This is a genomic window from Nocardiopsis sp. JB363, from assembly GCF_900143625.1.
Lineage (GTDB): Bacteria > Actinomycetota > Actinomycetes > Streptosporangiales > Streptosporangiaceae > Nocardiopsis.
Genome location: NZ_FRFF01000198.1, coordinates 62813 through 76579, shown reverse-complemented (window position 1 = coordinate 76579; position 13767 = coordinate 62813). Strand labels below are relative to the sequence as shown.

Annotated in this window: 10 protein-coding genes; 2 read left to right on the top strand and 8 right to left on the bottom strand. The window is 69.1% G+C overall.

Features of this window, described 5'->3' with window-relative positions:
- Positions 1-424: 424 nt before the first annotated feature.
- Positions 425-1633, top strand: coding sequence for an amidohydrolase family protein (locus BQ8420_RS29820; RefSeq protein ID WP_087103625.1), 1209 nt, complete (start codon positions 425-427; stop codon positions 1631-1633).
- Positions 1634-1639: 6 nt separating this feature from the next.
- Here BQ8420_RS29820 and holA read toward each other — a convergent pair whose 3' ends face one another.
- From holA to BQ8420_RS29795, 5 genes are all read right to left on the bottom strand, one after another.
- Positions 1640-2602, bottom strand: a complete 963-nt coding sequence (gene holA, locus BQ8420_RS29815; RefSeq protein ID WP_087103623.1) for a DNA polymerase III subunit delta — start codon at positions 2600-2602, stop codon at positions 1640-1642.
- 48 nt (positions 2603-2650) lie between these two features.
- A complete protein-coding gene (locus BQ8420_RS29810; protein ID WP_087103622.1) occupies positions 2651-4990 on the bottom strand; it encodes a ComEC/Rec2 family competence protein in 2340 nt (779 codons plus the stop codon).
- A 7-nt stretch (positions 4991-4997) separates the two neighbouring features.
- Positions 4998-6077: a ComEA family DNA-binding protein gene (locus BQ8420_RS32510; RefSeq protein WP_087103620.1), complete on the bottom strand. Its 1080-nt coding sequence runs from the start codon at positions 6075-6077 to the stop codon at positions 4998-5000.
- A 131-nt stretch (positions 6078-6208) separates the two neighbouring features.
- Positions 6209-6478, bottom strand: a complete 270-nt coding sequence (gene rpsT, locus BQ8420_RS29800) for a 30S ribosomal protein S20 (protein WP_087103618.1) — start codon at positions 6476-6478, stop codon at positions 6209-6211.
- 328 nt (positions 6479-6806) lie between these two features.
- Positions 6807-7787, bottom strand: a complete 981-nt coding sequence (locus BQ8420_RS29795; protein ID WP_200816150.1) for a hypothetical protein — start codon at positions 7785-7787, stop codon at positions 6807-6809.
- A 234-nt stretch (positions 7788-8021) separates the two neighbouring features.
- On the opposite strand from BQ8420_RS29795, the gene lepA reads away from it, so the two are divergent.
- Positions 8022-9863: a translation elongation factor 4 gene (gene lepA, locus BQ8420_RS29790; RefSeq protein WP_087103614.1), complete on the top strand. Its 1842-nt coding sequence runs from the start codon at positions 8022-8024 to the stop codon at positions 9861-9863.
- A 79-nt stretch (positions 9864-9942) separates the two neighbouring features.
- Here the strand turns inward: lepA and BQ8420_RS29785 are convergent, their stop codons facing one another.
- From BQ8420_RS29785 to BQ8420_RS29775, 3 genes are read right to left on the bottom strand one after another with little or no spacing between them, the layout of a single operon-like run.
- The gene (locus tag BQ8420_RS29785) at positions 9943-10845 is read right to left on the bottom strand and encodes a sugar ABC transporter permease (protein WP_087103612.1); all 903 of its coding nucleotides are present in this window, start codon (positions 10843-10845) and stop codon (positions 9943-9945) included.
- Positions 10842-12458 carry an ABC transporter permease subunit gene (locus tag BQ8420_RS29780; protein ID WP_087103611.1) on the bottom strand — a complete coding sequence of 539 codons (1617 nt, stop codon included), beginning with the start codon at positions 12456-12458 and terminating at the stop codon, positions 10842-10844. The genes BQ8420_RS29785 and BQ8420_RS29780 overlap by 4 nt, the downstream gene beginning before the upstream one ends.
- A 2-nt stretch (positions 12459-12460) precedes the next feature.
- Positions 12461-13711, bottom strand: coding sequence for an extracellular solute-binding protein (locus BQ8420_RS29775; protein WP_087103675.1), 1251 nt, complete (start codon positions 13709-13711; stop codon positions 12461-12463).
- Positions 13712-13767: the final 56 nt, after the last annotated feature.

Genomic DNA, 13767 nt, shown 5'->3' with positions numbered 1-13767 from the left:
GGCCGGGAAGTCCGCACGGACTTCCCGGCCCCCGCGCGTGTCCGAGGCCCCCGCAGGTCTCTCATGTTCCGCGACACCGGCCGAATTCCACCCGTGACGCGGGTCGTCGCAGATCAAACGTGGTTCGAGTGGTCTTCATCACGCCATCAATCTGCGAACTTCGCCCCGGAACGTTCGCATTCGTCCACAGGGAGAGGTGTACACGGTGTCGGCGAATGGACTACGGTTTCGGAGCACCGGCCGGCAGTGGCCGCTGCCCCCGACGGCGCACCCCCACTGATCCGGCACCGCGTGATGGCCCCAGGTCGCCCACGGCCCTGTCGGAATCACACCCAGATACGAGGTCGCCATGTCCGCCCGTGCTCTTCGCGCCCCCCGTCCGCGTGGCGCTCGACGGACCTGACCGGCGGAGGCGGACCATCTGATGCCGGTAGTACTCCTCACCAACATCGGCCGCCTGTGGACCGGTAACGAGCTGCTGACCAAAGCCGCGGTCCTCATCGACAACGACCGCGTGGCCTGGGTCGGACCCGCCGCCGATCTGCCGCAGCACATTCCCGGAGTGATGGAGGACCTCACCGACGTCGACGAGATCGTCAACATCGGTGGAGGGCTCGTCACCCCGGGGCTCGTCGACGCCCACTGCCACCCCGTGTACGCCGGTGACCGCTACGCCGAGGTCAACATGTGGGCCAAGGGCGCCAGCCACGCCGACATCTTCGCCGCCGGCGGGGGAGTGTCCACCACGGTCACCATCACCCGTGGAACCGATCCCTGGACCCTGTGCAACGCCGTTCGCGAACGGCTCCGGCACTGGGTGCTCTCCGGCTGTACCACCGTGGAGGCCAAGACCGGCTACCACCTCACCCGGGACGGCGAACTCGCCGACGTGCGCCTGCTGCGCTCCCTGGAGGAGGAACCGGGCATGCCGCGCCTGCACGTCACGTTCTTCCCCGCCCACGGGGTGCCCCCCGAGTTCTTCGGCCGCCCCAAGGAGTACGTGACCACCGCCGCGTCCTGGCTCGGCGACGCGGCCATGGCGGGCGCCGACGGGGTCGACGTCTACTGCGACAACCAGCAGTTCACCACCGAGGACGCCCACATGCTGCTCGGCGTGGGGCAGTCCGTGGGGCTGCGCACCACCATGCACGCCTGTTCACGGCCCCGACACGGCGCCGTGCGTATGGCCGCCGAACTCGGCTGCACCTCCGTGGACCTGATGCACGAGGCCGACGACGAGGACATGCTCGCCCTGGCCGCCACCCGCACACCGGTGGTCGCCTGCCCCACCACGGCCCTGCACGAACGTCGCACCCCTCCGGTGCGCGCCCTGCTCGACCACGGTGTCCCCGTGGGGCTGGGCACCGACCACAACCCCGCCCAGTCCGGCACGACGTCCATGCCGCTGGTCATCTCCCTGGCCATCTCCATGTTCGAGATGACCGTGCAGGAGGCGCTCAACGCCGCCACCGTCGGTGGCGCCCGCGCCCTCGGACTCAATGACCGGGGACTGCTCGCCCCCGGCAGCCTCGCCGACCTGGTGCAGTGGGACGCCGACCACGAGGGCGCCTTCGCCTGGTCCATGGGGCTGAACACCCTGCGCGTGTGGCAGGGCGGTCAGACCATCCGCTGAAGTCCGTCAGCGGTTGCCGCGGGCGCGGGCGATCTCGATCACCGCACGCTCCAAGGCGTACTCGGGATCGCGTCCGGCGCCCTTGATCAGCGCGTCCGTCTCCGCGATCACCGCCATGGCACGGGTGACCCCACCGGGGCTCCACCCCCGGGCCTGCTGACGCAGCGTCCGCATCTTCCACGGCGGTACCTTCGCCCGCTTGGCCAGATCCGCTTCGCTCATCCCGCGCGGAGGCTGGGCCGCCACCGCGATCCCGCGTATCGCCCCGGCCAGGGCGCTGTTGATCAGCACCGGGGCGGTGCCCACCGCGAGCGACCAGCGCAGCTGCTCCAAGGCCTCGGGCAGGCGCCCCTCCACGGCCCGGTCCGCCACCGTGAACCCGGAGGCCTCGGCCTTGCCCGAGTGGTAGCGGGCCACCGCGGAGGCGTCCACACGTCCCTCGGTGTCGGCGATCAGCTGGGTGCAGGCCGCGGCGATCTCACGCAGATCGGATCCGACCGCGTCGACCAGCGCCTCGGCGGCGTCGGGGGTGATCTGCCGCTTGGCCGCGGCGAACTCCCCCTTGACGAACGCCACCCGTTCCGGACCCTTCTTGGGGCCCTTGCAGTCCACCCGCTCCGCCTTGGCCTTCGTGGCGGCCTCCAACAGCGCCTTGCCCTTGGCGCCGCCGGCGTGGGTGAGCACCATGTTCACGTCGTCGGCGGGGTTCTGGAGATAGTCGAGGACGGTCGCCGCCAGGTCCTTGGTCAGGTCCTGGGAGGAACGGAGCACCACCACCCGGCGGTCGCCGAAAAGGGACGGTGAGGTGACCTCCACCAGGGTGGACGGGCCCACCTGGGCGGGCACGAGGTCGTGGACGTCCACGTCCGGATCGGACTCTCGGACCGCGGCGACCACCGCGGCCACGGCCCGGTCGACGAGCAGTTCCTCGTCGCCGACGATGAGTGTGATGAGGGCGGGTGCAGGCATACAACGAGCATGCCACGACCCACCGACCCGCCGGTGCCGTTCGGTGGCTCATCGATCCGGGGCGGGGCCGCGGGAGACCACGCGCACCGGGTCGTCCAGCACCGCCACGTCCCCGTCCCGGTCGGTGCGCGCGTTCACCAGGGCCACCCGTTCCAGGATGTTCTGGGTGAACGGCGCCGGGTGGCCGTAGGGGTTGTCCGCTCCCACCGAGGTCACCGACACACGCGCCCGCGTCGCGGCGAGGAAGGCCGGGTCCTGGGTGCCCGAACCGTGGTGCGGGGTGTTCAGGACGGTGACCGCCAACAACGCGGCGTCCGGACCGCGCACCAGCTCACCCTGGGCCGGTACCTCGATGTCCCCGGTGAGCAGCGCCGACAGGTGCGTGCCATCCGCCCGGATCACCACCGAGGTGTCGTTGACCGTCCCCACGTAGCCCGGCCGCGGCCACAGCACCCGCAGCGTCCACGTGTCCACCTCGAAGGTCTGCCCCCGCTCGGCGGTCAGGACCTCCACACCCTCCTCCGCCAACAGGCGCCCCACCGCGGTGCCCTCGAAACCCGCCGGGGCCAGCGCCACCGGAACCCGTCGGTGCCGCAGCACACCCGAGGCGCCGTCCACGTGGTCGGAGTGGTCGTGGCTGAGCACCAACAACGGGACCTCCCGCACCCCCAGCCGTTCCAGGCACCCGTCCACCCGTTCCGGATCGTCCCCGGCGTCGAAGACCACCGCCGCCCCTCCGCCGGCGGACAGCACCAACGCGTCGCCCTGTCCCACGTCGCAGGAGACCAACACCCACCCCGTCGGTGGCCAACCGCCCGGGACGCACCGGACCGCCAGACCCGCCACCAACACCGCGACGGTCACGGCGGCCAACACCCGACGCAGCCGTCCACGGGTCAGCAGGAACACCGCCACCAAGGTGGCCAGCACCAAAGCGCCGGCCACGTCGGAGCGCCATGGCAGCGCCCCGTACGGCACCCGAGCCCCCGCCCGCGCCACCACGGCGAGCCAGGACACCCCGAGCCCCGGCAGGTGCACCAGGACCGCCGCGGCGCCCGACCAGACCGACGCCAGCGCGGTCAACGCCGACCCCGCCACGGTCACCACCGCCACCACCGGAGCGGCCAACACGTTGGCCGGCACCGCCACCCACGACACCTCCCCGGACAGCAGCACCAGAACCGGGGCCACCGCGACGTGCGCGGCCACCGCCACCGCCAGGGCCTCCGCCACGGGAAGGGGCATCCGGGCCGACCAGGCGTGCGCCCACCCCGGCACCAGGAGCAGGATTCCGGCCGTGGCCAGCGCCGACAACGCGAACCCGAAGGAGGTAGCCAGCCCCGGAGCCACGAACAGCACGCCCACCACGGTCACGCCCAACGCGCCCAAACCGGCGTGCGCCCGGCCCGTGGCCAACGCCAACAACCCCAACGAACCCATGAACGCGGCCCGCACCACGCTCGGCTCCGGTCGACACACCAGCACGAACAGCCAGATCATCACCGCCCCGCCCAGAACCGAACACCACGTCGGCGCCCGGGCCCACCGAGCCACCGCCAACACGAACCCGGTCAGGACCGCCAGGTTGGCCCCGCTGACGGTCAACAGGTGCGTCATCCCGGTGGCGCGGAAATCCTCCGCGGTCTCCTCCCTCAGTTCGGAGGTGTCGCCGACGATCAACGCCGGTAGCAGCCCGCGTTCGGGTTGGGGGAGTGAGGACGCGGCCTCCCGCAGGTCGCCGCGGACCCCACCGGCGAAGGCCTGGAGCCGCCCGGGCTCGGCGATCTCCTCCGGAGGGCCCCGCACCGGCACCAAAGCCGCCGTCAACGGTTCGTCCTCGGCGGTCAGGAACACCCCCCGAGCGGTGAACTCCTGACCCGGCAGGAGCCCCGACCAGTCCGCGCCGGAGGCCAACACCACCACCGACGCCCGCGAGGCGCGGACCTCGCCGTCCACACGGACCCACACGGTGCGGGCCGGCACCACCCACTCCGCCCGTCCCGGTCGTGGCATGCCCGCCCGGGATCGCGGATCGACCGTCACCACGGCGGCGAACTCCACCTCCCCGCCCCGGTCGCCGGCGGCCACCGCCGCGCTCGACACCGTTCGATGCACGTGGAGTCCGGCCACCGCGGCGACCGTCGCCGCGCACACCAGGGTCGCCGCCACCGCGGTGATCGGAGCCTCCCCGAGCAGCGCGGACGGTCGCTCCCACAGGAACGCCACCGCCGCCACGAGGACCATCGCGCCCGCCAGCGCCCACGCCGCCCACGGAGGGACGGCCAAGGCCACCAGTGCGGCGGCCCATGACGCCAACGCCGGAGCGATCAGCCGCAGGTCCGGCGGGTGCCCCAACCCGTGAGCGTCGGTCCCCAACCATGTCACCAACGCCGACTCACCCCACGCTCACGTGCGGTCGGAGGCTCTCCAGGGTCTTCTCCGCGATCCCGTCCACCCCGAGCAGGTCCTCGACACTGGAGAAGGATCCCCCGAGGGACTCCCGGTGGTCGATGATCTGGCGCGCCTTCTTCTCCCCGATCCCCGGCAGGGAGCGCAGTTCCTCCTCATCGGCGGTATTGACGTTCACCGTCGGACCTTCCCCACCGGCGGCCGCCGCGCCGCCGTCACCGGGCGCCTCCTCCGCGACCCCCACGAGTATGCGTTCGCCGTCGGTCAGTGTCCTGGCCAGGTTGAGCAGGTCGAGATCGGTGTCGGGCAGCGCTCCGCCCGCCTCCTCCACGGCGTCGGCCACCCGCGAACCCGCGGGCATCGTGTACAGGCCCGGTTCGGTCACCTCACCGCCCACGTGCACCACGACATCGCCGTCCGGAGGGGGAGCATCGGGTTCCGGGACCGGACCGTCATCGGAGGCGGCCTGTGTGACCAGCTCGGGCACGGCGACCTCCTCGGGACGTTCGCGCAGCATCAGGAACGCGACCCCCACCGCCAGCAGACCCAGCACCACCAGCACGGCCAGTGACCGGCGCGACAGCGCGGCCTCGGTGGCCCAGCCCCGGGTGACCCGCTCCAGGGCCGCCACGGGTTCGTCCGGGACCAACTCCGTGTACCCGGCGGGCGGCCGGGACGATCCCGTGGGCCGGTCTCGCGTCGAACGTTCACGCCGGCGCTGTTTCCGATCGTCCGAGTCACCGTCGGGTCGATCAGGAGGGGCCCACGGAGAGGGGGAGGGCTCGGGTTTTTTCGGCGCCGAGACGGTGAGCACGTCCTCCGGGGCGCGCTCCGGCCAGTCCCGCCCGGCAGGCCGGTAGGGGGTCCGTGCGTCGACCGCGTAGGGCGCGCTGGGAACGTCGGTGCCCGGTCGGGGAGCGGGGAGGGCCGGAGGATCGGTCGGTGGACGGGGGATTCGGGCGCGCAGACGCCTGGCGGAGGGGGAGGAGCCCAGGCCGAGTGCGCGGAGTCGTTCCTCGGGGGTGGCAACGGGAGGGTAGCGCCGCGACCGGCGCGAAGCGGTCATGCATGCAACGCTAGGGAGATCGCGACCGGCTGTCACCGGGTGATTTCCACCTGTGGATAACTCGCGAAGACACGAAAGGGCCCGGCCTCCCTGAGGAGGCCGGGCCCTGGAAACCGCGGGCTACGCAGTCCTTAGGCGGACTGGAGCTGGTCCAGGCGCTTGGCGATCGCGCTCTTGCGGTTCGCGGCCTGGTTCTTGTGGATGACGCGCTTGCTGGTGGCCTTGTCCAGGGCACGAGCGGCGTCACGCTGCAGGACGGTGGCCTTCTCGACGTCCCCGGCCTCGGCGGCTTCGCGGAACTTCCGGATGGAGGTCTTCAGCGAAGAGCGCACCGCCTGGTTGCGGATACGAGCCTTCTCGTTCTGCCGGTTGCGCTTCTTCTGCGACTTGATGTTCGCCATGCGAAAACGTGCTCCAGTAACTTTGATCTGCGCGCCGGTCGAACAGGCGGCTCATCTCATGGGCAGCCGTTCCATGAGTCGCGCGCGTGGGCGCCGGCGCAGGGTGTGTGTGAGAGACCAGAAGGGCTCGAATTGGAACGTGGAAGTCCGAGACACGGACTTCTCAGTATGCCGTATTCGGTGGACCACTCGGGACCTGGCGGTTACCCGTTCGGGTCCGGAGAGGGTTCTGCAAGAAGGAGTCAAGCCGTGAGCGAGGTACGAGCGGCAGGCGTAGACGACGATGAAGAATCCCTCTGCAAAGGCCCCAAAAAGCACTGCTCAACTCTCAGGGGATGGGGCCCAGCCACCCCGTGCGGTAGGCGTCCAGGTCGCCCTTCTCGGCCTCGTCGGCCAGGTAGAGCGCCACTCCGGTGGTGAGTTCCTCGGCGGGTTCCGCCTTGGACAGACCCAGCCTGATCGCGGCGATCGCGGTCAGCGCGTCCTCGTTCTCGTGGTCCGGCCCCCACTCCGCACCGCTGTAGGCGGGTACCCCGAAACGCAGGGTCAGGTCCTCACGGGATCTGAGCGCCGCCACCGCCTCGGTCACCTGACGCACCATGAAGCCGCCGTACATCCCCTCGGTCGGCATGTTCGCGTCCACCCCGGGCAGTACGACCTCGTCGGCGTGCTCGGTCACCTGGTCCAGGTACCCCTTGGACCAGTACTTCTCCTCGCCGTCGGTGACGAACGACGCCACCCGGCCGCCGGGGAGCAACTCCACGTGATGGGCCTGAATCGACAGCACCGGGTCCTCGCCCAGTTCCTCCCGGACCAGCGACACCAACGTGGGGATCGATGGGTCGTTCACCGTCACTGGACGGATCTCCAGGTGCACCCCGGCGAAACCGTCCGCGGCCACCTCGGCGACCTCCGGCGCGAGCGCCTCACGGGCCTCGGTGGGGAATCGGTCCCGCAACAGGGACGAACCGGACTCCACGTGCCGCAGCCAGGCGAGCGGACGCACCTCGGGATAGGTGGAGTCCAGCCACGACAGCAACGCCTCGGTGTCGGGAACCCGCTCCACGGTCCCGTCGGCGGACACGTCCCCCGCGTACACGTACAGGGTGTTCACCGAGCCGGTGTCCAACAAATCCGCCAGAGTGTCGGTGTCCTCCCACGACCCCACCCAAGCCGCGTCCGCGTCCTGGGAGGCCGCCCGATCGCTGGGCGTGCCCGAGAACTGGAAGCTCAGCAACGCGCCCGCGGCCACCACCAGCACCAGGATCGCCGCGATCCCCGCCAGCAGCCGTGTCAGAAACCACTTCACTCCCGCGCCACCCGCTCTCGCCCCGCCGGGACCGTGCCCGGCGTCGGTTCGCATAATCTGGAGGTCGACACCCGCGCCTCGCGCCCATACTGCCGCATCGCCCCGGGGGATACCCGGTGAGTGCGGTGCCCGCACCATGGGAGGATAGAGGCCGCCGTGTGCCCACGGCCGCGGTGGTATGACGCCCCCCACAGGCGCACACGACCCTGAACCAATCCTGTTGAACGGAGCACGGTGGCACAGCCGAACTGGACCGATCCCGCGCTGATTCGCAACTTCTGCATCATCGCGCACATCGACCATGGCAAGTCGACGCTGGCCGACCGGATGCTCCAGATCACCGGGGTCGTCGAGGACCGTCAGATGCGCGCCCAGTACCTGGACCGCATGGACATCGAGCGCGAGCGCGGCATCACCATCAAGTCCCAGGCGGTGCGCATCCCCTTCACCGCCCTGGACGACAAGACCTACACGCTCGACCTGATCGACACCCCCGGCCACGTCGACTTCACCTACGAGGTGTCGCGTTCGCTGGCCGCCTGCGAGGGCGCGATCCTGCTGGTCGACGCCGCCCAGGGGATCGAGGCGCAGACCCTCGCCAACCTGTACATGGCGCTGGAGAACGACCTACAGATCATCCCGGTGCTCAACAAGATCGACCTTCCCGCGGCCCAGCCCGAGAAGTACGCCGAGGAGATCGCCGGGATCATCGGCTGTGAGCCCTCCGACGTGCTCAAGGTCAGCGCCAAGACCGGTGAGGGTGTCGAGGATCTCCTCAACGAGATCGTCACCCAGATCCCGGCCCCGGTCGGCGACCCGGACGCCCCCGCCCGCGCGATGATCTTCGACTCGGTGTACGACACCTACCGCGGCGTGGTCACCTACGTGCGGGTCGTGGACGGCAAGCTCAGCCCGCGCGAGCGCATCCAGATGATGTCCACCAAGGCCTCCCACGAGATCCTGGAGATCGGGGTCAGCGCACCCGAGCCGACCAAGAGCCAGGGCCTCAGCGTGGGAGAGGTCGGCTACATCATCACTGGCGTGAAGGACGTGCGTCAGTCCAAGGTCGGTGACACCATCACCACCCTCAACAAGTCCGCCGAGACGATGCTTGAGGGCTATCAGGAACCCAAGCCCATGGTGTTCTCGGGCCTGTATCCGATCGACGGCACCGACTATCCGGTGCTGCGCGACGCCTTGGACAAACTCCAGCTCAACGACGCCGCCCTGGCCTTCGAGCCCGAGACCTCCGCGGCTCTGGGCTTCGGCTTCCGTTGTGGCTTCCTGGGCCTGCTCCACCTGGAGATCACCAGGGCCCGTCTGGAGCGCGAGTTCAACCTCGAACTCATCTCCACCGCCCCCAACGTGATCTACAGGGTGGTCATGGAGGACGGCACCGAGCACGTCGTGACCAACCCGAGCGAGTTCCCCGAGGGGAAGATCGACTCGATCTACGAGCCGATGGTCAAGACCACCCTGCTCAGCCCCGCCGAGCACATCGGTCAGATCATGGAACTGTGCCAGGACCGCCGCGGTGAGCTCCAAGGCATGGACTACCTGTCCGAGGACCGTGTCGAGATGCGGTACACGCTTCCCATGGCCGAGATCGTCTTCGACTTCTTCGACGCGCTCAAGTCCCGGACCAAGGGCTACGCCTCCTTGGACTACGAGCCCATCGGGGAGCAGGCGGCGGACCTGGTCAAGGTCGACATCCTGCTCCAGGGCGAGCCCATCGACGCTTTCTCGGCGATCGTCCACAGGGAGAAGTCCTACTCCTACGGGGTGGAGATGACCAAGAAGCTGCGCGAGCTCATTCCGAGGCAGCAGTTCGAGATCCCGGTCCAGGCGGCCATCGGCGCCCGGGTCATCGCCCGAGAGAACATTCGGGCGATCCGCAAGGACGTGCTCTCCAAGTGCTACGGCGGTGACATCAGCCGTAAGCGCAAGCTGCTGGAGAAGCAGAAGGAGGGCAAGAAGCGGATGAAGATGGTCGGCCGGGTCGAGGTGCCCCAGGAGGCCTTCATCACCGCACTGTCCACGGACGACAGCGTCTCCGAGGACAAGAAGAAGAAGTAGTCGCGGCCGGCCGGGGCCGGCGGACGACGAAGGAGGGGCGCCCCCATCGAACAGGGGCGCCCCTCCTACGTTTGCTCCACTAGCCCTTGACCGCTCCGGAGGTCAGGCCCTCGCTGATGTAGCGCTGGAGGAACCAGAACACCGCCAGGGTGGGCAGGGACAGCATGATGGCGCCCACCGCGAACATCCCGAAGTTGGCGTTGCGCTGGGAGTCCACCAGTTGGTACAGCCCCAGGCCCAAGGTCTGCGAGTCGGTGTCCCGCAGGAACACGCTGGCCAACAGGAACTCGTTGATGGTGTTGATGAACACCAACAGCGCCACGATCGCCAGCACCGGGGTGACCAGCGGCAGCATGATCCGGAAGAACACCTGCGCGTGCGTGGCCCCGTCCATCTGCGCGGACTCGTCCAACTCCTTGGGCACGGTGTCGAAGAAGCCCTTCATCAACCACGTGTTGATGCTGAGCGCCCCGCCCAGGTACACCAGCAGCAGGCCCCAACGGGTGTCGAAGCCGATCGCCGGGTAGAGCTCGCCGATGTTGGAGAACATCAGGTAGATCGCCACGATCGCCAGGAACTGCGGGAACATCTGGATGACCAGGAGCCCGATCAGTCCCACCCGGCGGCCCTTGAACCGCATCCGGCTGAAGGCGTAGGCCGCCAGCGCGGACAGCAGCACGGTGACCGCCGCGTTGGTGAGCGCGAAGAACAGCGAGTTCGTGTACCAGGTGGTGAACGGGGTGTTGCGGAACAGCTCCTTGGCGTTGTCCAGGCTCGCGCCCGTCGGCCACAACTGGGAACTGCTCAGGGTGCCGACCGGGTTGATCGCGGCCGAGACCACGAACAGCACGGGGAAGATCGCGAACGCCGCGATCACCCACATGACGGCGTGGCGCCAACCCAGCCGCCCGGCCCACAGGGCGAAGCGCGTGCTGACGCTGCGCTGATAGACGGGCCTGGTGGCGACATCGGGGACGCTCATCGGTCCACCTCCTGCAGGGCCTTGGTCCGGCTCAGAGTGACCACGGACATCACCGAGACGATCAGGAAGATCATCACCGACAGCGCGGCGGCGTAGCCGTACTGCGCGGTGGCCTCACTGAACGCCAACCGGTACGTATAGGTGATGAGCAGGTCGGTGGCACCGCCGGCGGTGGTGCCCTCCGAACCGAACGGTCCACCCCTGGTGATCAGCCACACCGCGTTGAAGTTGTTGAAGTTGAACGCGAACGTGGAGATGAGGATCGGGGTCATCGAGACCATCAGCAGCGGCAGGGTGACGTGCCGGAACGCCTGCCAGGGCCCGGCCCCGTCCAGCTGCGCCGCCTGCCCCAGCTCACGGGGGATGGCCTGTAGCGCCCCGGTGGCGACCAGGAACATGTACGGATAGCCCAGCCACACGTTGGCCAGGATCACCGCGAACCGCGCCGCCCACACGTCGCCCAACCAGTCCACTTGCAACCCGAGCATCCGGTTGAACAGACCGAAGTCGGCGTTGAACATGTCCCGCCAGAGCAGGTACATGGCCAGTGAACTCATGGCGTAGGGCAGGACGACCAGGATCCGGTAGACCACCTTGCCGCGCATCTTGGGCACGTGCAGGGTCAGGGCCACCGCCAGGCCGACCACGAACACCAGGAAGGTGACCGAGACGGCGAACACGACGTTCCACACCAGCGTGCCGAAGAAGGAGGACGCGAAGGTCGGGTTGAACAGGAACCGGAGGAAGTTGTCCAGTCCCACCCCGACCTGCCAGCCCTGGGGAAGGCGCTGCCCGTCCTCGTCGTAGAACGCGCCGCGCTCGTCGTCCGCGTGGTAGACGGCACCGGTCTCGGTGTCCTCGATGCAGTCGCAGGACTCGTCGTAGACCCGGAGGGCGCTGCCCTCGAAGGCACTGGACAGACCGCTGGAGCGGATGCCCGAGCCCTCGTCGGTGGGAACGGCGAACCCTTGCAGCTCGTCGCTGCGCGAGTTCACCTGGGCGGGCGTCAGGACGGTGTACCCGATGGTGTCGGTGATCTTGCCCGAGTCGTCGACCTGGGCGCCGACCAGGTCGCTCAGCCCCTCTTCGGTACCGGCGTAGGTGCCGCCCTCGTCGTCGCTGAGGAGGAAGACGAGTTCACCGGTCTCGGGGTCGCCGTTGGCGGCCACGGTGAGGACGAACTCGCGGGAGTCGGCGTCTCGTGTCACCGAGAACGCCTCGATGGACGCGATGGCCTGGTCCTTGGATCCCCGGTGTCCGTCGCTCATGTTGGTGAGCGAGGTGCTCATCGTGTAGATCACCGGGAAGATCTGGAAGGCCATCAGGAAGAGCACACCCGGCACCAGGTATTTGGCCGGGACGGTGCGCTTGGAGAAGTAGACCCAGTAGACGAGGGCCACCACGGCCACGACCAGACCGATCCCCCACCACACACCCGCCAGGTACAGGGGCAGGACCGCCCACACACCGAGGGCGGTGAACAGGCCCAACAGGAGGATCTTCATGATCTGGCCGCCGAGGGAGCCACCGGCCAGTGGGCCTCCTGGGCGTTTGCGGCCCGCGGGCGCCCCCTTGGTGGAGGCGCCCGCGGTGCCGGGACGGTCGGTTGCCACAGTTACTGGCCGATCCGCTCGGCGACGGTCTCGTGGGCGGTCTCCATGGCCTCACGGGGGTCCGCACCACCGATGATCTGGGCCTGGGCCACGCCCAGCGGCTCCCAGGTCTCACCCATCTCGGGGATGTTCGGCATGGGCATGCCGTTCTCACCGGTCTCGGCCATCAGCGCGATGTTCGGGTCCTCTTCGGAGACGGCGGCCAGGGCCTCGCTCTGCACCGGGGTGCGCGGGTCGGCCTCGTACAGCGTCTGAACGAAGTCGGAGTCGGAGACGTAGTTGACCACGAACTCCTCGGCCAGCGCGCTGTTGGCGCTGCCCTCGGTCACGAAGAAGCCCTGGTAGCCGATGTAGGGGCTGGCGGGGTCCATTCCGTCGAAACCGGGGATGGCGCTGATCTCGTAGTCGATGTCGGAGGTGTTGGCGTCACCGATGTTCCAGGGGCCGGCGACGAAGAACGGGGACTCACCGTCGAAGAACAGGGAGGCTTCGTTCTCCAGGTCGATGGAGCGGCGCAGCACCTCCTCGCCCTCCTCGCCGTACTCGGCGATCGTCTCCATGGCCTCGATCGTCTCGTCGGAGCCGATGCCGAGGTCCTCGGGGTCCCAGTCGCCGTTGTCGTCCTGACCGAACAGGTAACCACCGGCCGAGGTCATCAGGGCGTTCATGCGGAAGGGGTCGCCCTCCTGGCCGACCGCCATCGCCAGGACCTCGCTCGTGTCGCCGGCGTCCTTGAGCTCGTTGCCGACCTCGACGAGCTCCTCGAAGGTCTCCGGGGCGTCCGGAGCCAGCTCGGTGTTGCGCATGAGGAAGATGTTCTCCTGCGCGTACGGAACACCCAGGAGCTGGCCCTCCAGGGTCATGGCCTCCACAGCGGTCTCGTCCAGCGCTTCGGCGCGGTCGGCGGGCAGCTCGATCGGCTGGACCGTGCCGTTGCGCAGGAGGTTGCCGGCCCAGTCGTGGGCGCCGATGAAGACGTCGGGGGCGTTGCCGGCCTGGTGAGCGTTGACGATGTCGCCCTGGATGTCGTCGAAGGAGACGTTCTGGACGTCGACCTCGATGCCGTTGGCCTCGGCGAAGTCGGCGGCGGCGCTCTGGATGGCGTCGGCGCGCTCGGGGTCGGACCAGATGACGAGGGTGCCCTCGGCAGAGCCCTCGTCACCGCCGCCGGTGTCGCCGTCGCTGCCACACGCGGTCGCCATCAAGGCGATCGCGGCGATGCCGGCGACCGCGGACGCGCTTCGGGATCTCATGGTGTCTTCCTTCCAGGAGGACTGACGGAGGTCATGCATGCGGTTCACCGGAGGTT